The following is a 22,694-nucleotide window of genomic DNA, read 5'->3' as shown; positions in this document are numbered from 1 at the left end:
CCCGACCTTAGCATCATGACAATCATTTTCATTTAACGGTCCCTCGGAAGCGCAGGCCGAGCTCCGCCTCGATCAGGTCGGCGGCGCGGAGCGTGCCGCCCTCGCGGGCCATCGACGCCTGGACCTCCCGTGCGCGGCGCGCCACCTCCGGGTCGCCGACGAGCGTGAGCACGGCCTCCCGCAGCCGCTCGGGGGTGGCCTCCGCCATGGGCAGATGCCGCGCCACGCCCAGGGCCTCAAGCATGTCGGCGTTCCCGAACTGGTCGACGGCCTGCGGCACGGCGACCATGGGGGTGGCGGTCGCGAGCCCTTCCTGGCTGCCGCCCGCGCCTGCGTGGGTGACGAAGGCGTCGGCCTGTCGAAGGATCGCCAACTGGGGCACCCAGGAGTGCACTTCGACGTTCTCCGGCAGCTCGCCGAGCTCTTCGGGGGCGACGAACCTGCCGATCTGCAGGACGACGTGCCAGCCCGGGAGGCCGGCGAAGGCCTCCACGCAGGCGCGGTAGAAGCCGGGCTGCTTGGTGAACGAGGAGCCGAGCGAGACCAGGACCACCTTCTCCGCCCCCGCCGGCCGCTGCCATTCGCCCTGCTCGGCGCGCGAGCCCTGGCAGGCGCCGACGAAGGTGTAGACGGACTCGTCGACCCGGTCGGCCTGCGGCTGGATGGCCCGGGGGATGAGGACGATCGCCCGGCGCGGGCGGGCGACGAACCGGTCCGGGTCGGTGTCGATCCCGTGCGCGCGGAGCCACTCCTCGAAGCGCGCGTAGTAGGCCTTGCCGCGCGGCGAGGCCTTGAGCTCGGCGAACATCGGCTCGGCGACCTCCTCCTCGTACCCCTCCCACGGCACCAGGTTCGGCCACAGCGAGACGGCGGGCACGCCCCAGGCGTGGGCGAGGACGGGGGCCGGATAGGAGGTGATGTCGTGGAGCACCAGGTCCGGCCGGTCCGCGTCGAAGGCCTCGGCGAGCTGCGGCAGCGCCTGCGTCGCGTCGGCGAGGAACGGTTCCAGGTTGTCGATCAGCTCGGTGCCCCAGGCGTCCGGGTCGTCGTCGGTCGGCAGGGTGGAGGTGTAGACGACCGGCGTCGCCCCGGTCTCCGCGACCCTCTCGGCGAAGGACGCGGGGACGGCGTAGCTGACGCGGTGGCCCCGTGCGACGAGCTCGCGGATGACTTCCAGGCTCGGGTTCACGTGGCCGTGGGCGGCGATGGAGAACATGGCGATGTGTGCGGGGGTGGTCATGTCGACCACCCTAGGCGAGACGATACGTATCGTCTATTCATTTCGCGGGTGCAGGCTCGGCGGTGTCCAGTCGGCGTGCCGCAGGATGGCGCGCAGGGTCACGCCGTCCGGCGCCGCCCGCAGGGCCGTGTTGCGTACGGCGACGGCGAGGGGATGCGCGAGCCGCTGGCCCATCCGGCCGGCCCGGCGGGCGGCGCGGGCGACGGACTGGCTGCGCGGGCGCCGCTCCGTGTCGTACCGGGACAGCGCCGTGCCGATGTCGGGTGCGGCGGCGAGCGCGGCGGCCAGTGACACCGCGTCCTCGAGGGCCTGGCAGGCGCCCTGGCCGAGGTTCGGGGTCATGGCGTGGGCCGCGTCGCCGAGCAGGGCGACCCGGCCGGTGGTGAACGCCGGCAGCGGGGTGGTCAGTTCGTGGATGTCGTGGTGCAGCACGGCCTCGGGGCGGGTGGCCGCGAGAAGGGCCGGGATCGGCTCGTGCCAGTCCCGGAAACGCCGCCGCAGCACCTCCAGCGGATCCGGATGGCGTACCCCCGGCGGGGAGTTGAGCACGGCGTGCCACTCGGCCCGCCCGTCGGCGAGGGCGATGTGCCCGAACTCGGCGCCCCGGCCCCAGGTCAGCTCGAAGTCGGATGCCGGTGTCACGGGGGAGTCGGTGAGGGCGCGCAGGACCGTCGATCCGCTGTACGCCGGAGCCGGGTGCCCGGGGAACAGCAGCCTGCGCAGGCCGCTGTTCACGCCGTCCGCGGCGACCACCAGATCCGCTTCCCGTATCCCGTCCCCGGTGACCACGCCCACCCGGTCCGGCCCCGTCGGATCCAGGGAGGTCACCTCCGCCCCGACGGTCAGGCACCCGTCGGGCAGCGCCGCGCGCAGCAGCCGGTGCAGGTCGGCGCGCGGGATCCCGACGATCGGGGTGCCGAGCGCCCGCTCCAGGGCGGCCCCGTCCATCCGGGCCAGCCAGCCGCCGCCCGGGACGCGGGTGCCGCCGGTGTACTGGGGCCGGGCCGCCTCCCGTACGCCCGCGCCGACGCCCAGCGCGTCCAGGGCGCGGATGCCGTTGGTGTGGAGGGAGATCCCCGCGCCGGCGTCACCGAGGGCGGCGGCGCGTTCGAGGACGGTCACCTCCCAGCCGACCCGCCGCAGTCCGATCGCCGCCGCCAGGCCGCCGATCCCGCCACCGACCACCACCGCGTTCCCGCCGTCCATGCCAGGCACCTCTCTCCACGGTTCTTCTACAGCCGTAGAAGAACCGTACTCCTCGCCTCTACAGGTGTAGAAAGGGGGGATGCCCGCCGACGCCACCGCCCGACGCACCCTCCTCGCCGACACCGCCATCGACGTGCTCGCCGAGCACGGCATGCGCGGGCTCACCCATCGCGCGGTCGACCGGGCCGCCGGCCTGCCGCCGGGCACCACGTCCGCGTACCACCGCACCCGTCAGTCGCTCCTGACCGCGCTCGTCCGCCGACTCGTCGAGCGCGACCAGGCGGAGATCGAGGAGGCCGGGCAGCGGGCCGGTGCGCCGCGCGACGCCGGGGAACTCGTCGCCGGGCTCACCGCGTTCGCCGGGCTCCGGCTCGCGGGGGAGGGCCGCCGTCGCTCCCTCGCGCGCTACGCGTGCGCCCTGGAGAGCGTGCACCACCCCGAGTTGAGGGAGATCCTCGTGCCGCGGGACAACGCCGCCCGGCAGTCCGTCGAGGACTTCCTCGCCGCCCGGGGGCTCGCGGACGCCCGTGCGCGCACGGTCACCCTGCTCACCTGTGTGGACGGCCTGGTCTTCGACCGCCTGGTCAACGGCGGCACCGTCCCCGCCGAGGAGATCCGCCGCCTGGTGGAGGCCGCGCTGGGGTGAGGCCGTGCACGGGGGCGGCCGACCGGAGGTGGCGGCGGGGTGAAGGCTTGCCCCGGGCGGCTCGGGCACCCTCGCGTACTTGAGATGTGCATGCCAGGATGCGGGTCGGTCCAAGCCCACCGACCCAGGGGGACGCAGTGAAGACACCCGCGTACGCCACCAGGGGCGCCCTCGCCCTCGCCGGCGCCCTCGCGCTGATCATCGCCCTGCCGGCCAGCGCGCTCGCCGCACCGCCCACCGCCCTGCCCGCCAACGCCGACGGCCTGGAGCAGACCTTCCAGCCGGCCTACGACTACGACACGGACGGCTGCTACCCGACCCCCGCGATCGGCCCCGACGGGACGCTCAACGGCGGCCTCAACCCCTCCGGCGCCCTCAACGGCCAGTGCCGCGACGCCTGGGACCTCACCAACACCAACGGGTACGCGCGCGCGAAGTGCAACAACGGCTGGTGCGCCGTCATCTACGGGCTCTACTTCGAGAAGGACCAGGCCGTGGCCGGCAGCAGTCTCGGCGGACACCGCCACGACTGGGAGCACGTCGTCGTCTGGGTGCAGAACGACCAGGCGCAGTACGTCTCCACCTCCGCCCACGGCGACTTCGACATCTACGCCCGCGACCGGATCCGCTGGGACGGCACCCACCCGAAGATCGTCTACCACAAGGACGGCATCGGCACCCACTGCTTCCGCCCGGCGAACTCCCACGACGAACCGCCCGAGAACCACCAGCACACCTGGCAGTTCCCCGCCCTGGTCGGCTGGAACGGCTACCCCGCGGGCATCCGGGAGAAGCTCACCCAGGCCGACTTCGGCAGCGCGGTCTTCGGCCTCAAGGACGGGAACCTCGCCTCCCACCTGGCCAAGGCGAAGCCGGCCGGAATCCCCTTCGACCCCTACGCCTGATCACGAAGGGATGAACATGCCCCGATGCCGCCCCGCCGCCGACGGCGGGGCGGCACGCTGCTGACGTGCGAAAAGAAGACAAAAAGGTCGTTCCCGGGCAGCGGGGCGCCGCACAGGGACCCGATGCCGACCCGCCCGGGGAAACCTCGCCCGTCGACCCCCGGCCCCTGCCCAACCACCGGACCCGCTCCGCCGAGGAACGCCTCCGGTACTGGTTCGACACCACCCTCACCCGTGGCACCGCCGCGCTCTGCGGCTGGCTGGCCCTCGTCTGTCTGGCGCTCGTCGTCCCCGTCAGCACCGTCCTGGCCTGGACCGACCAGCGCACTCCCGCCTCCCTCGGCTCCCGGATCGCGGCCGTGTGGCGCAACACCGGACAGACCATGCGGCTGGGCGGCGAGGTCGGACCCCCGCTGCGCGTCGCCCTGTCCGTACTCCTCGCCCTCATCGCCCTCTTCTACGTCTCCACCCTCGTCAGCCTCATCACCACCGGCCTCACCGACCGCCTCATCGCCCTCAACCGAGGTCACGCCAAGATCCTGGAGAGCGGACACACCGTCGTCCTCGGCTGGTCCGAGCAGATCCCGACCGTCGTCTCCGAGCTCGTCGCCGCCCGCACCGACCGGTACCGCCGGGTCATCGCGGTCCTCGCCGACCGCGACAAACCCGCCATGGAGGAGGAGCTCCACGCCACCCTCGGCCCCACGGGCCGCACCAGGATCGTCTGCCGCACCGGTCGCCCCACCGATCCCGCCGCACTCGCGCGCGTGAGCCCGACGACCGCGGACTGCGTCCTCGTCCTGCCCCGTGACCACCCCCGCGACGACGCCGAGGTCGTCAAAACCCTGCTCTGCCTCTCGGCGTCCACGGGGGAGACGGATCCCCTACGCGTCGTCGCCGCCGTCCGCGACGACCGCCACCTCCACGCCGCCCGGCTGGCCGGCGGGCCCCGGGCCACCGTCCTCGACATGGACGACATCGCGGCCCGGCTCCTCGTCGACTGCGTACGCCGGCCCGGACTCTCCCTCGTCCACCAGGAACTCCTCGACTTCGCCGGGCACGAGTTCCACACCGTCCGGGAACCGGCGTCATGGGGCCGCACCTTCGACGAGGCCGCCCGCGCCTGCCCCGTGTCGACCGCCGTCGGCCTCGTCCACGGCGACGGCACCGTCACGCTCAACCCGCCCCGCTCCACCCGGATCCTCGCCGACGACACCCTCCTCGTGATCGCCGAGGACGAACGGTCGACCCGACTGTCGGTCACCCCCGCCCCCTACGACCCGACAGCCCTCACGCACGCACCGCCCGAGCCCCCGGCACGGCCCGCACACGTCCTCCTCCTCGGCTGGAACCGCAGGGCCCCCCGTGTCGCCGCCCGGTGGGCGGACGGCGCGCCACCCGGCTCGGCCCTCGACATCGTGGCCGAGCCGCGCACCGCCACCCTCACCGGCATCCGGACCGTCACCGAAGCCGTCGGGGCGCGCGTGACGGTGCTCCACCGGCCCGGCGACCCCACGCTGCGCGCGACCACGGACGCGCTCGACCTGGCCCGCTACGACGCGGTGATCGTGCTCGGCCCCGACCACCGGCCGGGCCACGCCGACCCGGACGACCGGACGCTCGTCACCCTGCTCCACCTGCGGGCCGGAGAACGGGCGAGCGGCCTCTCCCTCCCCGTGGTGACCGAGATGACCGACGACCGCAACCGGCTCATCGCACCGCCGGCCCCCGGAGCCGACTTCGTCGTCAGCGGCAGGCTCATCGGACTCCTGATGACCCAGATCTCCCAGAACCCCCACCTCGCCGCCGTGTTCGAGGAACTCCTCGCCCCGGACGGCAACAGCCTCCATCTGCGCCCGGCGTCCCACTACGTCACGGCCGGACGCGCCACCCCCTTCGCCGCCGTCGCCGCGTCGGCGGCCCGCCAGGGCGCCTGCGCCATCGGCTACCGCGCCACGACCGCCCCGGACCACGGCCTGCGCCTCAACCCGCCCAAGGACCACGTCCGGTACTGGCACCCGGAGGACGAGATCGTGGTCATCGCCCGGGGCCGCCCCTGACCCGCCCGCGGCAACCCGGGCACAGCACCTGGTCACGCGCGCGCGTGCTGGGGCAGGGTGGCCGGGACAGCACCCGGCCACCGGAAGGGACGACGCCCCTCATGCCCCAGCAGTACGGCGACTACCAGAACGAGATCTATCTCAACGGGCTCTTCGGCGTCACACCCACCCTGCCGATGACCTTCGCCGACCTGGAGGCGAAGGCACGCGCCGCGCTGCCGCCCTCGCTGTGGTCGTACGTGGCCGGCGGCGCGGGCGACGAGCACACCCAGGAGGCCAACGTCACCGCCTTCCGGCAGTGGGGGCTCGTCCCGCGCATGATGGTCGGCGCCGCCGAGCGCGACCTCTCCGTCGACCTCTTCGGCCTCACGTTGCCTTCCCCGCTGTTCATGGCACCCGTCGGAGTGATCGGGCTCTGCGCCCAGGACGGCCACGGCGACCTCGCGACGGCCCGGGCCGCCGCACGTACCGGCATACCCATGATCGCCTCCACGCTGAGCGTCGATCCCATGGAACAGGTCGCCGCCGCGTACGGGGACACCCCCGGTTTCTTCCAGCTCTACACCCCCACCGACCGCGCCCTCGCCGAGAGCCTCGTGCACCGCGCCGAGGCCGCCGGCTTCCGGGGCATCGTCGTCACCCTCGACACCTGGATCACCGGCTGGCGCCCCCGCGACCTCACCACCAGCAACTTCCCGCAGCTGCGCGGACACTGCCTGGCCAACTACACCTCCGACCCGGTCTTCCGCGCGCGTCTCGCCAAGGCCCCCGAGGAGGACCCCGGCGCCGTCGTCGCGGAATGGGCCGGGATCTTCGGCAAGCCGCTCGTCTGGGACGACCTCGCCTGGCTGCGCTCCCTCACCGACCTGCCGATCCTCCTCAAGGGCATCTGCCACCCGGAGGACGTCCGCCGCGCCCGGGACGGCGGCGTCGACGGCATCTACTGCTCCAACCACGGCGGACGCCAGGCCAACGGCGGCCTGCCCGCCCTCGACGCCCTCCCCGGCGTGGTCGCCGCCGCCGAGGGCCTGCCCGTGCTGTTCGACTCCGGTGTCCGCACCGGCGCCGACATCGTGAAGGCCCTGGCCCTGGGCGCCACGGCGGTCGGCATCGGCCGCCCGTACGCGTACGGCCTCGCCCTCGGCGGAGAGGACGGCATCGTCCACGTCCTGCGCTCCCTCCTCGCCGAGACCGATCTGATCCTCGCCGTCGACGGCTATCCGACCCTGGGCGACCTCCGCTCGGACGGTGCCCTGCGCCCCGTCACGACGTACGGCGCGCCCGGCCCGCGAGGGAGGTGACGCGGCGGCGCCGTTCCTCACGCGCGCGCGTGTGCCGGTCCAGCTCCTCCATGAGGCGCCGGCCGCGGTGATCCGGTTCGAGTTCGTCGAGGACACGGTCGATCTCGGCGAGCAGCGCGCCGTACAACTGCCAGCGCTCCGGATCGTGCGCCGCCTCCTCCTCCAGCAGCCGCGCGGTGTGTTCACGGGCGCTGCGGGCCGCCCCGAGCTCCTCGCCGAGGCGGCCCTCCGCGGTCTCGGCCCCCGCGCTCGACGGCGAGCTCACGAGGACGGCGAAGCTCACGAGGGTGTCCCCGAGGTGCTGCAGGGTCTCCCGCAGGGCGACACCCGTCTCCCGGCGTACGAGGGCGGCCCCGCGCCGTTCCTTCGCGAGGTCGGTCAGGGAGCGGGTGAGGACGCGGAGCACGACCGCGCAGATCTCCAGGGTGTCGAGGCCCGTGCGCAGCACGATCCGGTGCAGCAGCCCCTCCTTGACCCGCGGGTTGAGCCGGAGGCTGTCCTCCGCCTGGCGCAGGGCCGCGTCGACGTCGGCGACGTCGTTGTCGAGGCGCCGCGCCTCGTGCAGCCGTGCCGCCGCCCGCTCCACCGGAGCGCGGGCGGAGGCCGCCTCCGGAACCGGGGCCGACTCGGGGAGGGCGTCCGGGTCGGCGAGCTCCTCGCCGACGTCCAGGAGCAGGCGGCGCATCCGCCGGGCCAGGTCCACGATCGAGTCCCCGGCCGTGTCCACCCAGACCGGCGGGACGAGCAGCACGTTGAAGAGCAGGCCCACCACGGCGCCGATCAGCGTCTCCAGGACGCGGTCCCAGGCGGTGTCGGCGACCTGGGTGACGCCGAGGACCAGCATCGCGCTGATGGCCACCTCGGGCACGAACTCCTCGACCCGCACGAACCGGCCCACGACGAGGGACGCCAGGATGACCAGGGCGAGGCTCCACCAGCTGAGTCCCACGAGCGCACTGAACGCGATGGCGATCAGCACGCCCACGACGACGGAGTTCACCCGCCGCAGGCTCGTCGTGAGCGTCGAGTACAGCGTCACCTGGACGACGAGCAGCGCGGTGAGCGGGGCGGTCAGCGGCGCCGGTTCCGTACTGAGCTGGAGGGCCACGACGTACGAAATCGTCGCCGCGGCCGTGGACCGCACCGTCTGCACCACGACCGGGTCCCGCCCCCATCGCTGCCACCACCTCCAGCGGCGCCACGGGCGGGAACGGACGTGGGGGACGGAGCGGTGCGGCATGGATCCTCCTCCGGCGGCCGGGGACCTGCGGGTGCCTGCCCGCCGCCACGATGCTCCGTGCTGTCGAGGCCACAGGCGCGCCGACGCGCCGAAGACCCCGGCGGCAGGCCGGGGTCGGTCGGTACCGCGGGTCAGCCGGACAGGGCCGAGTTGAGTCGCTCCACCGCCTGCTGGGCGACGGCCGTGTCCTTGCGGTCGGCCGCGTCGCGCAGGGCACGCAACGAGGCGGCGACCCGGTCCGCACGGGCGGGGTCCGTGCCGTTCTTGACGCGGTCCCAGGTGAGTTCGAGGCTGGTCACGTCACCGGCGATCGCGCCCGCGTCCCGGGCGGCGCCGTCCAGCGTCGACTGGCGCGCCCACAGCCCCATCCTGGCGGCCTCGACCGTCGCGAGCGGCTCGTAGCGCAGGTGCAGGTCGAGGTCGTTCTGGGCGACCCGGAGCACCGCGCCGCGGGTGAGATCGGCATCGCGTGCCTTGACGGCCGTGGTGAGCGAGTCGACGTCCCGGTCCATCTGCCGGACGAGCAGCGCGGGCACGTGGTCGGCGGCCCGGTACGCGTCCCAGGCGGAGCGCACCTTCGCCACGGTCGCCTCGGTCGCCCCGGTGTGGGCCGCGCGGACCGCCGCCGAGAGGGCCGCGAGCTCGGCCGGTGCGGGCCCCTGGGTGACGTCCGTGGGTACGGCCAGCTCGACCGCCTCCAGGTCGCTGCCCGGCTCGTCGATGACGAACTCGCCGTACCCGGGGGCCACGACCTTGTCCTCGTGCGTACCGTCCATGTGGATCTCGGTCGTCGTCATCGCGCCCTTGACCGGTCCGTACGGCCCGGAGACCGTCTCCCCGACGGCCTTGACGGTGACCTCCTCGAAGACCACCCCCGGGCTGTTCTCCGGCCGGTACACATCACCGGTCTTCGGATGGGCGGGCATGATCATCGCGGCCGGCCCCGACTTCCCGGACCGCCACGTGCCGCCGGTGTCCGCGACCACCCCGTCCTCGTAGTTGAAGACGTCCTCGCCGAGGTACCAGACCGATCCGTCGTCGGCCTGCGCGAACCAGTCGAACGCGACCTCCTTGATCCGCCCGTCCGAGAAGGACAGGTACTGGAGCGTGCGTGCCCGGACCTGCTCGCCGTTCACGGTGATGGTCTTGATGTCGGGCAGCAGCGTGAGCTCGGTGCGGAACGGCTTCCCGTCGACCTGGCCGCCGTAGATCACCTGCTGGAGCTTCGAACTGGCGTGGAGCGGGTTGGTGATGTCGGTCGGGCGGCTGAACACCGGCGTGACGCGGTCGACCCGGTCCTGTTCCGGGGCCAGCGGCAGGCATCCGTGGGCCTCCTTGCCGGATTCGGTGTCCACGGCCCGGATGCAGTCGCCGCTCGACGAGGGGATCCCGCTCGCGCCCCGACCGCCGACGGCACCGGCGGAGCACGCGGTGCAGACGCCGGTCGCGAGGGCCGCGGCCAGGACCGCGCTCACCGCGGCCGCCGGATGTCTGTTCCTCATGGCTGCCTCCTCTGCCCCGACTCCGACGCTGGCACCCGGGTCCTGAAGGGAGCCTGAACGGAACTGAACCGGCCTTCAGGAGCGGTCTTCCGGACCGGGGTCCGCCGGCAGCGCCACCTCGAAGCGGGCGCCGCCGAGGCGCCCGTCGGTCACCGTCGCCGTGCCGCCGTGCGCCGCGACCAGTTCGGCGACGATGGCGAGCCCGAGACCGCTGCCGACGGCCTCGCCCGCATCGCCGCCGCCGGCCGTCGAGCGGGACCGCGCCTCGTCGAGACGTACGAACCGTTCGAAGACCCGCTCGCGGTCCGCCGGCGGCACCCCCGGACCGTCGTCCTCCACGCCGAGCACCACCCGGCCGTCCGGCAGCTCGGCGAGGTCGAAGGCGACCTCGGAGCGCGCGTGCCGGGCCGCGTTCTCGCCCAGGTTGCGCACCACCCTGCCCAGGTCCCGGGGGTCCGCGCGCCGCCGCGCCGCCGACACCCCGGCCGTACCGATCCGCAGCCCGGGCGCCGCCGCCCGCAGCCGACGCGCCTCGTCCAGGACCAGATCGTCGAGGTCCACCGGCCGCAGCCGGGGGCGCAGCGCGTCCTCGTCGGCACGGGCGAGCAGCAGCAGGTCCTCGACGAGCCGCTGGATCCGCAGATCCTCGGCCAGCACCGTCCTGGCCAGCCCTTCGCTCGCCGCCCGGTCCGTCAGCCGCTCGGGGTGGGCGAGCGCGACCTCGACGTGCTGGCGGATGGACGCCACCGGGGAACGCAGCTCGTGCGAGGCGTCGGAGATGAACCGGCGCTGGGCGCCCTGCGCCCGTTCGAGCCGGTCCAGCATGCGGTTCATCGTGGTGGCGAGGCGTCCGATCTCGTCGCGGCCCGGCGGCAGTGGCACCCTGCGGTGCAGCTCCGCCGCCGAGATCGCCTCCACCTCCCTCCTGATGGCGGCCACGGGCGCCAGCGCCCGCCCGACCGCCACCCAGGTCGCCCCGGCCACCACGAGCATCAGCAGCGGCAGCCCCACGAGCAGCAGCCGGGTGACGATCCGGGTCGCCTCGGCGACCGCGATCACCGTCCGACCCACCAGTACGGTCCGGTCCCCGCCCGGCCCCTCGGCGGCCACCGCCACCACCAGGAAGCGGTCCTCGTCGAGGGGGGTGGTGACGGTGGACTCGGAGCCCTGCCGCGGGTCGGCCAGGGCCGGCAGATTCTTGACGTTCGGGCTGCCCGCGATCACCGCCCCCCGGCCGTCCAGGACCTGGACGAACTCCTCGTCCGGCTCGCTCACGGCCAGCGACGGCACCCCGCGCCCCGCCTCGATGACCGTCGCCACCTGCTCGGCGCGGGCCCGGGCGGCCTGCCGTACGTCGTCGGTGAGTTCGGCCCGCATGAGCGCGACCAGGGCCACCGCTCCCGCGACCACGCCCACCGCCACGACGAGGACGGCCGCCACGGTCGACCGGAACCGTACGCCCATGGCCGCCTACCCCCCGTCGGGAGCCAGGCGGTAGCCGCAGCCCCGTACGGTCTCGATGGACGACCGGCCGAAGGGCCGGTCCAGCTTGTTCCGGAGGTGCCGGACGTAGACCTCGACGATGTTCGGGTCGCCCTCGAAGGCGTCGTCCCAGACGTGGGCGAGGATCTCGCGCTTCGACACGGTCTCGCCGCGCCGGCGCAGCAGGAACTCCAGCAGCGCCAGCTCGCGGGCGGTCAGCTCGACCCGTACCCCGCCCCGCGACACCTCCTTGGCCGCCGGGTCGAGCCGCAGGTCGCCGGCGGTGAGGGCGGCGGGCCGTTCGCGCGGTTCGCGGCGCAGCAGCGCCCGCAGCCGGGCCAGCAGCACGGCGTACGAGAAGGGCTTCGTCAGGTAGTCGTCGGCGCCGGCGTCGAGCCCCTCCACCTCGTCCCACTCGCCCTCCTTGGCGGTGAGCATGAGGATCGGGGTCCAGTTCCCCTCGGCGCGCAGGGTGGCACAGACGCGGTAGCCGTTCAGGCCGGGGAGCATGATGTCGAGGACGATCGCGTCGTACGCGTGCTCGCGCGCCCGCCACAGGCCGTCCGTGCCGTCCAGGGCGACGTCGACGGCGAAGCCCTCCGCCTCCAGGCCGTTGCGGAGACCCTCGGCGAAGCGCTCCTCGTCGTCCACGATCAGAACCCGCATGTCCCGATTGTGACCCGCGTCACCTGAACCCGGGCTGAAGGGCGCGCGGTGCCGCGCGCCCTCCGCCCTGCCGGTACTACAGCGCGGGCACGAGTCCCTTCACGAGGGCGGGCTCCGCGGGCGGGGTGGTCCCGTACACGTCGGGGCTGATCCTGTAGCCGCGCTTGTCCTGCTTCAGGACCTCCTTGTCGACGGCCGCGAGCTCCTTGGGGGTGAGCCGGGTGTACTCGGTCAGGGACAGGGTCTCCGGGTTCTCCTCGCCCACGGGCTCCACCTTGATGTTGCCGACGCCCGGCGCGTAGGACTTCAGCTGGTGACCGCCCTCGGGGTCGAGCGGGGCGAACTCGTCCGTCACGAGGACGTTGTCGAAGCAGCCGGCCTCCACGCAGACGCTCTGACCGGTCTGGGACACCGTGGCGCAGTCCAGGAAGTCGATCTCGGGCGCGAGCCCCTCGGTGTAGGTGGGGCTGCCCACCCGCGGCCTGGCCAGCATGGCGATCCCCGCCCTGGCGCCCTGGACGCCGGAGATCCAGGTGTCGGGCGCGCCGACGAGCTTGCCGTTCTCGTAGATCTCCGGGTACTCGCCGAGGCGCCAGACCGCTCCGCGCCAGTCCTGGGCGAAGAACGCCAGCTCCGACTCCTGGACCTTCTTGCCGTTGAGGTCCTGGTCGAACACCACCACGGTGCGCACACCGTCGATGACCTTGGTCAGATCGGTCACCGTCGTGACCACGGTGTGGTCCTCACCGGCGACGTCGCCGGTGAGGACCAGCCGGGTTCCGGGCTTCAGCGGGAGGAAGGTGTTGTTCACCTTCGGGCGGGCGGGAAACCTGTACGGGCGAAGGGCGGGGGGATTTCCGCAGTTGCCCTGTGCCCTCGGGCCGCTCACCGGGGCGGCGGCGGGTGCCTGGGGCGTGCCGGTGGCCTCCGCGCCGGGGGCCAGCAGCAGCGCGGCGACGATCGGGCTCAGCAGGGCAGCGCTCGTGCGGAAGACAGGGGGCATTCAGCTTGATCCTCTCGATGGAGCCTGGGTGGGGCTCCACCGAGAGGCGGCGGCCCCGTCCGCCGCCTGCCTCAGTGCGTGGCGACCGCCTCATGCTGCGGCCGGTGGCGTCTGAAGCCCTTGCCGAAACGCAGGTACAGGGAAGGCACGACGAGCAAATTCAGCAAGGTGGACGTAACCAGACCGCCCACGATGACCACGGCGAGCGGGTACTCGATCTCGTGACCCGGCCGGTTCCCGAGGAAGACCAGGGGCAGCACGGCGAGGCCGGTCGCCAGCGAGGTCATCAGGATGGGGGACAGCCGTTCCCGCGCACCGCGCAGCACCAGGGCGGGCCCGAACTCCATGCCCTCGTGCTCCTCCAGGTGCTGGCAGTGGTTGATCAGCAGGATGCCGTTGCGCGCGGCGATGCCGAGCACCGTGAAGAAGCCGACCAGGGAACCCAGCGTGATGTTCCCGCCGGCGATCCAGACCGCGAGGACGCCGCCGACCAGGGCCATGGGCAGGGTCAGGAAGGACAGCAGCGCGAGCCGCCAGCTGCGGAAGGAGACCTGCAGCAGGACGAAGATCGCCACACCCGCGAAGATCGCGGCGTAGAACAGGACCCGCTGAGCGGCCTGCCGCTCCTCGTGCTCCCCGAGCAGCTCCGTGTGGTAGCCGCGGGGGAAGTCCGTGGAGTCGATGGCCTCTTCGACGTCCGAGACGACGGCGCTGAGGTCGCGTCCGGCGACGCTGGCGTTCACGTCGAGGTGGCGCGAGCCGTTCTCCCGCGCGATCAGGTTCGGCTGCGGCTCGATGGTCACCGAGGCGACGTCACCCAGGGGCACCGTGGTGCCGGAGGGCGTGTCGATCGGGAGCCGGTTGATGGCCACCACGCTGCTGCGGGTCTCGGGGGTGCTCCACACCATCGTGTCGTAGGCCCGGCCGCCGCGGAAGATGTCCCCGACCTCCTCGCCGGCCACGAGGGTCGACGCGGCGCGGCGGATGTCACCGGGCTTGAGCTCGTACTTCGCCGCCTTGTCGACGTCGACCCTCACCTGCACCTGGGGGACGTCGACCTGGAGGTCGGCATGCACGTCGGCGGTGCCGGCGATCTTGCCGATCTTCTCCTGGAGTTCCAGGCCCTTCTCGCGCAGGACCTTCTGGTCCTGGCCGTAGAGACGGACCACGACCGGGTACTTGGAGCCGGTGAGCACCTCGTCGACGCGCTCGTTGAGGTACGTCTGGACGTCCTGTTCCACGCCGGCGTAGCGCCCCACGGTCTCCTTGATCTGTTCGAGGGTCTTGTCGTAGTCGGCCTTGGGATCGATGCTGATCCAGCCCTCGCCGAAGTTGACGCCGGCGATCTCGTCGCCGAGGAACGCCTGCCCGATGTGGGCCCCGAAGACGTTGCGGACTCCGGGGATGGCCCGCACTTCACGGCTCACCTGGGAGACCATGCGCTCCTCTTCCTTCACGGACGTGCCGGGTGTGGTGATGAAGTGCATCAGGAAGTCCCGCTCCTTGAAGGAGGGCATCAGAGACTGGCTGAGCTGGGGCACCAGGAGGGCCGCGACGAGCACGAGCACGCCGGACACCAGGTAGGCGTGCACCGGCCGCTTGATGATGCGCCGGAGCCCGCCCGTGTAGCCCTTCTGCAGCCAGCGCAGCAGCGGGGACTGCCGGCGCTCGACCTTGGCCTTGCGCAGCAGGATCAGGCACAGGGCGGGGGTCACCGTCAGGGCCACGACCATGGAGGCGAGGATGGCCAGCGTGTAGGAGACGGCGAGCGTCCGGAAGAACGAGCCCGCCACTCCCTGGAGCAGGAACACCGGCACGATGGCCACGACGATGATCATCGTCGCGTAGACGATCGGGCTCCGGACTTCCAGCGAGGCGTTCAGAATGACCTTCGACACCGAGGTGTCACCGCCGGCTTTCCGGTGTTCTCGCAGCCGTCTGAGGATGTTCTCGACGTCGATGATCGCGTCGTCCACGACGGCGCCCAGGGCGATCACGAGTCCGGCGAGGGCCATCGTGTTGATGGTGTCCCCGCGCCAGTGGAGCACGAGCACGGCGGCCATGAGGGACAGTGGGATCGTCAGCAGGCTGATCAGCGCCACACGCCACTCGTAGAGGAAGGCCGCGAGGACCACGACGACCATCAGGAAGCCCAGCACCAGGGCCTGGGTCAGGTTGTCGATCGCGGTGTGGATGAAGTCCTCCTGCTGGAAGACGGTCGTGTCGAACGTGATGCCGGGCAGACCGGGTTCGAGGGACTCGATCGCCTTCTCCACGTTCTTGGTGATCTCCGGGGTGTCGCCCCAGGGCAGCTTCTCGACGATCAGCAGCAGACCGGGGTCGCCGCCGACGATGGCGTCGCCGAAGAGCGGCTGGGGGGCCTCCTTCACGAGGGCGACGTCCCCGAGCCGTACGGTGCTGTCGTTCTCCGCGCGCACCGGCACCTGGGCGAGGTCGTCGGGCGTCACGACCGGCAGGACGTGCCGGATGCCGAGGCGCTGCGTGGGGGTCTCGATCCAGCCGCCGGTGCCGATGACGGAACCGGTGGTGAACTTGAGCAGACCGGAGTCGACCGAGTCGCCGGTGGCCTCCATGACGTCGTCGAGAGTGACCTTGTGCGCCTGCATCTTGAGGGGGTCCACCTGGACGGTCAGGTTCTGCAGCCGCTCGCCGAAGATGCTCACGTTGGCGACGCCGGGGACGCGCAGCAGGCGTGCCCTGACCTCCCAGTACGCCGTCATGGACATGGACATCAGGGTTTTGTCGGAGTGGTCCTGCGAGGACATCCCGATCTTCATGACCCGGCTGGTCGCCGCGACGGGCGGCATGATCACCGGAGGAGCCGCCCAGGTCGGCAGGGAGTGCGACACCTGCGCCACCCTTTCCTGGACCTCCTGCCGTGCCTTGAAGATGTCGGTTCCCTCGTGGAAGATCAGCTGGATCGACGAGAGCTGCGCGACGGACTCGGAGCGCAGGTCGTCGAGGGCGTCGAGCCCGTTGAGGGACTGCTCCAGCGGGACGGTGACGAGCGACTCCACGTCGGCCGTGGACAGGCCGAGGCAGGCCGTCTGGATCTCCACCCGCGGCGGCGCGAACTCGGGGAAGACGTCCACCCGCTGCTGGGGCAGCGATGTGATGCCGACGACCATCATCACCGCGGCCGCGGCGACCACGAGGTAGCGGAAGCGCAGGCTGAAGCCGACGATCCAGCGCATCAGGGTGCGGCGTTCCTCGGTCATGAGTGCTCGCCGTCCGTCTCGTACTCGATGCCCAGCAGCTCCGCCGCCCCGACCGTCACGACGCGGGTGCCCGTCGCGAGGCCGGACGTGACGACCGCGTCGTGCTCACCGAACTGCCCGAGTTGGACGGGGGTCCGGATGTACACGAAGGGCTTCGGGTTGGTGAAGGCGAAGGTCTTGCCTTCCGGGTCGTAGACCACCGCCTTCAGCGGGATGAGCGTCCGTGCCGGGCCGACGCCGTCCAGCGGCGCCTGCCGCAGCGGCTCCGTCGTGAGGTGGATCCGCTTGACCGTGTCTTCGGCCAGGGTCAAGTGGGGGATCTTTCCTTCCGTGACCTCCTCGATCTCGGCGGGCGGCTGGTCCGTGTGTTCGGCGGCCGAGGCCGAGCTGCTGTCCGAGTCGCCGCAGGCCGTCAGGCCCGCCCCGCCGGCGAGCAGCAGCCCCGCGGCCGACAGGCCCACGGCCCACCGGCGCCCGGTGCGACGCCGGCGGGATCCGCCGTGGGGTGCCGCGCGCCGTTCCGTCCTGCCGTCGTCCGCGGCTGCCTCGTGCGGTGCCGGGCCTGCCGTCGCCGGAGCCGGCTCCGGGCCGGTGGGACGCCGCCTGACGCCGCCGGGGGAGGGGTAGAAGCGGATGTAGAGGGCGGGCACGATGAACAGCGTGACGAGGGTCGAGGTGACCAGTCCGCCGAGCACGACGACGGCCAGCGGGTGCAGCACCTCCATGCCCTCGACGGTGCCGAGGAAGACGGCGGGCAGCACCGCGACGGCCGTGGCCAGTGCGGTCAGCAGGACCGGGCCGACCCGGTCGCGGGTGGCGTCGACGATGCGCTGCGGGTCGACGCTGCCGTCCGCGCGCGGCTCGGTCTCCTGGTAGCCGCGGATGAGCAGCACCAGGTTGCGCACGGCGAGGCCGAGGACGACCAGGAGGCCGCCGAGCGCGCCGATCGACATGATGCCGTCGACGGCGAACGCGGTCAGCACTCCGCCGACGCCGGCCAGCGGCAGTGCCAGCAGGACGAGCGTCGCCGCACGCCAGCTGCCGAAGGCCGCCTGCAGGAGGAGGTAGGTGCCGAGCAGCGCGGCGGCCGCGAGCCCTGCGATGCGCAGGTCCTGGCTCTGCTGGTGCGCGACGTCGCTCTGCACCTCGGCGTGGTACTCGTACGGCATCGGCATCGCCTGGACGCGGCTCCTGACGTCGTCGAGCACGGAGTTCAGGTCACGCCCGCTGACGTCGGCGACGACGTCGATGCTGCGCGAGGTGGCGTCGTGCTCGATGACCGTCGGGTACGGCGTGACACGGACGGACGCGACGTCGCCGAGGCGCACGTGGCCGCCGCTGGGCGTGTCGATCAGCAGACCCTGGACGTTCTGGGGAGCGGAGCGTGTCGCGGGCGAACCCCACACCACGACGTCGAAGACCTTCTGCTCCTCGTAGAGGCTGCCGACCGGCAGGCCGGAGAAGTAGGTGGCGGCCGTGCGGCGGACGTCACCCGGCTTGATGCCGTGGTTCCGGGCCGCCGCGAGGTCGACCTTGACCTCCAGGGTCGGCTCCTCGACCACGTTCGGGATCGTCGGGCGGACGACTCCGGGGACCTGCGCGAGGGCCTTGCTCACCTGCTGGGCCTGCTGCCGCAGTACCGTCAGGTCATTGCCGTAGACGCGGACGACGACCGGCGAGCCGTCGCCGTCCTCGTCCCGGACCTCGTCGAGCCGCGCCTGCGGGTAGGTCATGACCTCGCTGTCGAGGCCGGCCTGGCCGTTCATGACGCGGTGGACCGCGGCGACGGTCTTGCCGTAGTCGGCCGAGCTCTTGATGTTGACCCAGAACTCACCGGAGTTGACGTTGACGACCTGGTCGGACTCCCTGGCACGGCCCACGTGGGCTCCGACGCTCTCGACGCCCGACAGGGCACGCAGTTCGTCGGTGGCCGCCTGGCCGAGCCGGTTCATCTCCGGCAGCGAGGTACCGGGCGGCGCCTCCACACGGATCAGCAGCGCACGCTGCTGCAGGGCCGGGATCGGGGACGCGCCGTCGAGCTGCGGCCACACCGCGAACGCGGCGCCGGCGAGCACGGCGGCCGCGACCAGTGCCCGGCCCGGCCGGAGCAGGGTCTTCGGGCCGATCCGGTCGAAGCCGCGGTGCAGCCACCCGAGCACCGGGTTGCGGCGGTGTCCGAGCCTGGTGCGCGCGAGGAGCGTGGCGGCGAGCACGGGGGTGAGGGTCAGGGCGACGACGGTGGAGGCGACCACCGCGAGCGCGTAGGACAGGGCCAGCGGCCGGGCGAACGCTCCGCCCACCCCGCTCAGGAACACGAGGGGCACCACGGCGAGCAGCAGGATCAGCGTGGCGAAGAAGGCGGGCCGCCGCACCGCTGCCGTGGCGTCGACCACGACGTCGGACACGGAGCGGCGTTCGTCGGTTCTCCGGCCTTCGCGCTGGAACTGGCTCTGGATGCGATCGAATCCGATCACGATGTCGTCGATGACGGCGCCGAGAGCGATCGTCAGACCGGCCAGGACCATCATGTTGAAGGGCGAGCCGCGCAGGTAGAGCACCCACAGGGCGGCGATCTCCGCCATCGTGATCGAGACGAGGCTGATCAGGGCGACGCGCCAGGACAGGAAGTACAGGCCGAGCAGCACAGAGACGGCGGGCACGGCCACGAGCGCCCACACACCGACGTTGTCGAGCGCCGTGTCGACGAAGGACGCCGGCCGGTAGACATGCGTGTCGACGGTGATGCCGGACAGTCCGGGCTGGAGCGAGGTCAGCGCGTCCTCGACGGCGTGGGTGACCTCACGGGTGTCGGCGCCGGGGAACTTCTCGATCACCAGCATGATCCCGGGGCCGTTGCCCAGTGTCACGTCGCCGATGAGGGGCTGGTGGTCCTCCACCACGCTGGCCACGTCACCGATGCGCAGCCGCTTGTCGTCGGTGTCCTCCAGGGCCACGGATGCCAGGTCCTGCGCCTTGGTGATGGGCAGCACGTGCTGGATCGCGAGGCGCTGGCTCGGAGTGTCGATGAATCCGCCGGTGCCCGGTGTCGAGGCCTCCACGAAGGTCAGCGGAGACACCCACAGGGCGTTGCCGGCCGTGCGCACCACCTGGTCGAGGGAGACGCCCCGGCTGCGCAGCTGCTCCGGATCGATCTGGACCTGCAGCTGCCGGTCCTGCTCACCCCAGATGACCACGTTCGCCACGCCGGGGATGCCCATCAGGCGCGGCTTGATGTTCCACCGCGCGAGGACGGACATGTCGATGCGGGAGACGTCCTTCGAGGTGAGCCCGATCATCATCACCCGGCTCGTCGACGAGAGCGGCTGGATCATCACCGGCTGCTTGCCCACCTGGGGCAGTCCCGCCACCTGGATCAGGCGTTCCTGGACGGCCTGCCGGGCCTTCTGCTCGTTCGTGCCCGGCTCGAAGACCAGGTCGACGGAGGACAGACCGGGGGCCGACTCGGACGTGATCGTGTCGAGCCACGCCACGCCGTTCAGCAGGTCCTGTTCCATCGGAACGGTGATCAGCTGCTCGACCTCGGCGGCCGACAGACCCGGCGCCTCGGTCTGGATCTGCACCTGCGTCGGTCCGAACTCCGGGAAGACGTCTGCCGACGCCGCCCGTGGCAGCTGGATGAATCCCAGGGCCATCACGGCCGCTGCCACGCCGAGGATCAGGTTCCGGAACGTAAGACTGAGAGAAAGGATTTTGTGGACCACGGCAGGGTCCTGCCTTCCAGAGCGACTGCGCGCTCCACCGGCCCCGCCCCCAGGTCCTTGTCCAGGGCCTGGCGAGAGCGGCGGACCGCGCGCCGGGCGGACGGCCTACCGGGCGCCCCGTGCGAGGGTCGTCCGTCCTGCTGCGGCATCAGTCGCCGGCGTCGACCGGCGATGGTGAGGTGTACCGGCCGAGGAGGCCGGCCTCATACTCATGTCCGGCAAGAGCTATAAACCGGCCGAACCGCCAGCCATGTCTATAGCGGATACGTACGGCGTAAATGTACCCCGTAGGTGAAGATAGTGTCAAAGTCCCCCCAAAGAGGATTATCTGCGGCATGGCCGGATTTCGCCCCTTCTCGGCCGGTCGCGGCGAGCTCCGCCGCGCTCGTTCGTTAGGGTGACGAAGAGGTTCGGACACGACGGGGGGGTCGCGTGGGATCGCCGGGCAGCAAGGGGCACCACCACACATCGCGCGGGCGCGGCGGGCCTGTGACGGGCAGTTCGGCACCCGCGGCGCTCGGGCCGATCGCGGGTCTCGCCGCCCTGGCGCTCCTCGTGCTCGCCATCCGGTACGCCGGCCACACCCATCCCGCCACCGTGGACGTATGGATCCAGCCGGTGTTGGAGGATGTGCGGCCACCCTGGGGGTACGCCGCCGAGGCCCTCGACTTCCTCGGCGAACCCGCCGGAGCGGTGCTGTCGATCGCGACCGTCGTGACCGCCTGTCTGCTGCTCCGGTGGCCGCGCACGGCGGTGCTCGTCGTCGTCGGCTCCGGACTGAGCGTGGCGGCGACGAAACTGCTCAAGTCCCTGGTGGGACGCACCATCAACGGCGACAACCTGTCCTTTCCGAGCGGGCACACCGCCTTCCTCACCGCGCTCGCCCTCGTGGTGGCGCTCCTCGCCACCGGCCGCCTCGGCCTCGGCAGGACGGCCGGCACCCTGCTCGTGCTCGCCACGACGCTCGTCGCCGGCGCCGCCATGGGCTGGGCCCAGGTGGTGACGCGCGCGCACTACCCGACCGACACCGTCGGCGGCCTGTGCACCGCGCTCGTGGTGGTACCGGCGACGGCCTGGCTGATCGACCGGACCGCCGACGGCGTCCCAGGGCGGGCCGGCTGACGTCACGTCACCGGCGCCGCCCCTGACGTGACGTCATGCCAGGCGCCGGAACACCGGCTTCACCGGACGCCCGGCCAGCCAGGGCCCGGGATCCCCGGCGTCCAGCGCCTTCCGGTACACCGCGCACGCCTCGGCCACCACGTCGACCGTGCGGTCGACGTCGGCCTCGTCGAGCGCGCTGCTCACCACGAACGACGGGGCGAGCACCCCGCCCGCGAGGAGCCGGCGCAGGAACAGGGTGCGGTACTCCTGGGACGGCCGGAGGTTCTCGTCGAGGGTGCCGAAGACCAGGTTGCTGGCCCGGCCCCGTACGACGACGTGGTCGCCGACGCCCATGCCGGCCGCCACCTCGCGGACACCGGCGGCCAGGCGCTCGCCGAGGGCGTGCAGCCGCGCGGTGATGCCCTCCTCGACATAGGTGGCGAGCACCGCCATCGCGGCGGCGAGCGAATGGGTCTCCGCGCCGTGCGTGGTGGACAGCAGGAACACCCGGTCGTCGGAGTGGCGCAGCCCGCCCCGCTCCATCAGCTCGCGGCGCCCGGCGAGCGCGGACACGGCGAACCCGTTGCCCAGTGCCTTGCCGAACGTGGAGAGGTCGGGCACGACCCCGTACAGGCCCTGGGCGCCCGCCTCGGACCAGCGCAGTCCGGTGATCATCTCGTCGAAGACCAGGACGCAGCCGTGCCGGTCGGCCAGCTCGCGCAGGCCCGCCAGATATCCGGGCGGCGGCTCGGTGTGGCCCGCCGGTTCCAGGATCAGGCAGGCGACCTCGCCCTGATGCCGGGTCAGCAGCTCCTCCGTGGCCGCCAGATCCCCGTACGGGAACGAGACGGTGAGCTCGTTGGTCGTCACCGGTATGCCCGCGGACATGGGCGTGGTGCCGATGAACCAGTCGTCGACGGAGAAGAACGGATGGTCGCCGCAGATGGCCACCCGCGGCCGCCCGGTGACGGCGCGGGCGAGCCGCACCGCGGCGGTCGTGACGTCGGAGCCGTTCTTCGCGAACTTCACCATCTCGGCGGTCGGCACCGTCGCCAGGAACCGCTCCGCCGCCTCGACCTCCAGGATGGACGGCCGGACGAAGTTGCTGCCGCGGTCGATCTCCCGCCGCACCGCCTCGACGACGCGCGGATGGGCGTGGCCGAGGCTGACCGACCGCAGCCCGGAGCCGTACTCGATGTAGCGGTTGCCGTCGATGTCCCACACATGGGCACCGCGGCCGTGGCTGATGACCGGGGCCAGGTGCTCGGGGTACTGGTCGTCGCCCTTGGCGTAGGTGTGCGCGCCGCCGGGAATCAGGGCGTGCAGCCGCTCGTTCGCCGTCCGCGACCGCGGCAGGAGGAACTCTTCGGTGTCCATG

The 22,694-nt window shown here is 72.3% G+C and carries 15 protein-coding genes; 5 read left to right on the top strand and 10 right to left on the bottom strand.

The features are described from left to right. Positions 1-28: 28 nt before the first annotated feature. Both mgt and AB5J54_RS03300 read right to left on the bottom strand, forming a co-directional pair. On the bottom strand, positions 29-1,240 hold the full coding sequence (gene mgt, locus AB5J54_RS03305; protein ID WP_369142345.1) for a macrolide-inactivating glycosyltransferase: 1,212 nt from the start codon (positions 1,238-1,240) through the stop codon (positions 29-31). A gap of 33 nt (positions 1,241-1,273) precedes the next feature. Beyond that, positions 1,274-2,446, bottom strand: a complete 1,173-nt coding sequence (locus AB5J54_RS03300; RefSeq protein WP_369142344.1) for an FAD-dependent monooxygenase — start codon at positions 2,444-2,446, stop codon at positions 1,274-1,276. A 79-nt stretch (positions 2,447-2,525) separates the two neighbouring features. Here AB5J54_RS03300 and AB5J54_RS03295 point away from each other — a divergent pair, with 79 nt between their 5' ends. The 4 genes from AB5J54_RS03295 to AB5J54_RS03280 all read left to right on the top strand — a co-directional run bounded on the left by AB5J54_RS03295 (position 2,526) and on the right by AB5J54_RS03280 (position 7,358). Further along, a complete protein-coding gene (locus tag AB5J54_RS03295; protein ID WP_369142343.1) occupies positions 2,526-3,092 on the top strand; it encodes a TetR/AcrR family transcriptional regulator in 567 nt (188 codons plus the stop codon). A 137-nt stretch (positions 3,093-3,229) separates the two neighbouring features. Beyond that, the gene (locus AB5J54_RS03290) at positions 3,230-3,997 is read left to right on the top strand and encodes an NPP1 family protein (protein ID WP_369142342.1); all 768 of its coding nucleotides are present in this window, start codon (positions 3,230-3,232) and stop codon (positions 3,995-3,997) included. A 65-nt stretch (positions 3,998-4,062) separates the two neighbouring features. Further along, entirely contained in the window at positions 4,063-6,057 is a 1,995-nt protein-coding gene (locus AB5J54_RS03285; protein ID WP_369142341.1) for an NAD-binding lipoprotein, read from the top strand. Positions 6,058-6,158: 101 nt separating this feature from the next. Continuing rightward, complete coding sequence (locus AB5J54_RS03280) at positions 6,159-7,358, top strand: lactate 2-monooxygenase (protein WP_369142340.1); 1,200 nt, start codon at positions 6,159-6,161, stop codon at positions 7,356-7,358. On the opposite strand, the gene AB5J54_RS03275 is transcribed toward AB5J54_RS03280, so the two are convergent. The 7 genes from AB5J54_RS03275 to AB5J54_RS03245 all read right to left on the bottom strand — a co-directional run bounded on the left by AB5J54_RS03275 (position 7,321) and on the right by AB5J54_RS03245 (position 20,158). Beyond that, positions 7,321-8,598: an aromatic acid exporter family protein gene (locus AB5J54_RS03275; RefSeq protein ID WP_369142339.1), complete on the bottom strand. Its 1,278-nt coding sequence runs from the start codon at positions 8,596-8,598 to the stop codon at positions 7,321-7,323. The genes AB5J54_RS03280 and AB5J54_RS03275 overlap by 38 nt on opposite strands. 131 nt (positions 8,599-8,729) lie before the next feature. Continuing rightward, positions 8,730-10,100, bottom strand: coding sequence for a hypothetical protein (locus AB5J54_RS03270; protein WP_369142338.1), 1,371 nt, complete (start codon positions 10,098-10,100; stop codon positions 8,730-8,732). Positions 10,101-10,175: 75 nt separating this feature from the next. Beyond that, positions 10,176-11,564: a sensor histidine kinase gene (locus tag AB5J54_RS03265; RefSeq protein ID WP_369142337.1), complete on the bottom strand. Its 1,389-nt coding sequence runs from the start codon at positions 11,562-11,564 to the stop codon at positions 10,176-10,178. Between the two features lie 6 nt (positions 11,565-11,570). Then, positions 11,571-12,248, bottom strand: a complete 678-nt coding sequence (locus tag AB5J54_RS03260) for a response regulator transcription factor (RefSeq protein WP_369142336.1) — start codon at positions 12,246-12,248, stop codon at positions 11,571-11,573. Positions 12,249-12,324: 76 nt separating this feature from the next. After that, on the bottom strand, positions 12,325-13,251 hold the full coding sequence (locus AB5J54_RS03255) for a hypothetical protein (protein WP_369142335.1): 927 nt from the start codon (positions 13,249-13,251) through the stop codon (positions 12,325-12,327). A 71-nt stretch (positions 13,252-13,322) separates the two neighbouring features. Beyond that, complete coding sequence (locus AB5J54_RS03250) at positions 13,323-16,490, bottom strand: efflux RND transporter permease subunit (protein WP_369142334.1); 3,168 nt, start codon at positions 16,488-16,490, stop codon at positions 13,323-13,325. Then, the gene (locus AB5J54_RS03245; RefSeq protein WP_369142333.1) at positions 16,487-20,158 is read right to left on the bottom strand and encodes an efflux RND transporter permease subunit; all 3,672 of its coding nucleotides are present in this window, start codon (positions 20,156-20,158) and stop codon (positions 16,487-16,489) included. The genes AB5J54_RS03250 and AB5J54_RS03245 overlap by 4 nt, the downstream gene beginning before the upstream one ends. 543 nt (positions 20,159-20,701) lie before the next feature. On the opposite strand from AB5J54_RS03245, the gene AB5J54_RS03240 reads away from it, so the two are divergent. After that, positions 20,702-21,334 (top strand): phosphatase PAP2 family protein, encoded by a 633-nt coding sequence (locus AB5J54_RS03240; RefSeq protein ID WP_369142332.1) that lies wholly within the window; start codon positions 20,702-20,704, stop codon positions 21,332-21,334. 33 nt (positions 21,335-21,367) lie between these two features. On the opposite strand, the gene AB5J54_RS03235 is transcribed toward AB5J54_RS03240, so the two are convergent. Next, positions 21,368-22,693 (bottom strand): glutamate-1-semialdehyde 2,1-aminomutase, encoded by a 1,326-nt coding sequence (locus AB5J54_RS03235; protein WP_369142331.1) that lies wholly within the window; start codon positions 22,691-22,693, stop codon positions 21,368-21,370. Between the last annotated feature and the right edge of the window lies 1 nt (position 22,694).

The organism is Streptomyces sp. R44 (assembly GCF_041053105.1).
Taxonomy (GTDB): domain Bacteria; phylum Actinomycetota; class Actinomycetes; order Streptomycetales; family Streptomycetaceae; genus Streptomyces.
This window is presented reverse-complemented; position numbering and strand designations above follow the sequence as displayed.

Excerpts from the sequence above, each read along its gene's own strand:
- mgt (WP_369142345.1), bottom strand. The coding sequence starts at position 1,240 with ATGACCACCCCCGCACACATCGCCATGTTCTCCATCGCCGCCCACGGC.
- AB5J54_RS03300 (WP_369142344.1), bottom strand. The coding sequence starts at position 2,446 with ATGGACGGCGGGAACGCGGTGGTGGTCGGTGGCGGGATCGGCGGCCTG.
- AB5J54_RS03295 (WP_369142343.1), top strand. The coding sequence starts at position 2,526 with ATGCCCGCCGACGCCACCGCCCGACGCACCCTCCTCGCCGACACCGCC.
- AB5J54_RS03280 (WP_369142340.1), top strand. The coding sequence starts at position 6,159 with ATGCCCCAGCAGTACGGCGACTACCAGAACGAGATCTATCTCAACGGG.
- AB5J54_RS03275 (WP_369142339.1), bottom strand. The coding sequence starts at position 8,598 with ATGCCGCACCGCTCCGTCCCCCACGTCCGTTCCCGCCCGTGGCGCCGC.
- AB5J54_RS03270 (WP_369142338.1), bottom strand. The coding sequence starts at position 10,100 with ATGAGGAACAGACATCCGGCGGCCGCGGTGAGCGCGGTCCTGGCCGCG.
- AB5J54_RS03265 (WP_369142337.1), bottom strand. The coding sequence starts at position 11,564 with ATGGGCGTACGGTTCCGGTCGACCGTGGCGGCCGTCCTCGTCGTGGCG.
- AB5J54_RS03260 (WP_369142336.1), bottom strand. The coding sequence starts at position 12,248 with ATGCGGGTTCTGATCGTGGACGACGAGGAGCGCTTCGCCGAGGGTCTC.
- AB5J54_RS03255 (WP_369142335.1), bottom strand. The coding sequence starts at position 13,251 with ATGCCCCCTGTCTTCCGCACGAGCGCTGCCCTGCTGAGCCCGATCGTC.
- AB5J54_RS03250 (WP_369142334.1), bottom strand. The coding sequence starts at position 16,490 with ATGACCGAGGAACGCCGCACCCTGATGCGCTGGATCGTCGGCTTCAGC.
- AB5J54_RS03235 (WP_369142331.1), bottom strand. The coding sequence starts at position 22,693 with ATGGACACCGAAGAGTTCCTCCTGCCGCGGTCGCGGACGGCGAACGAG.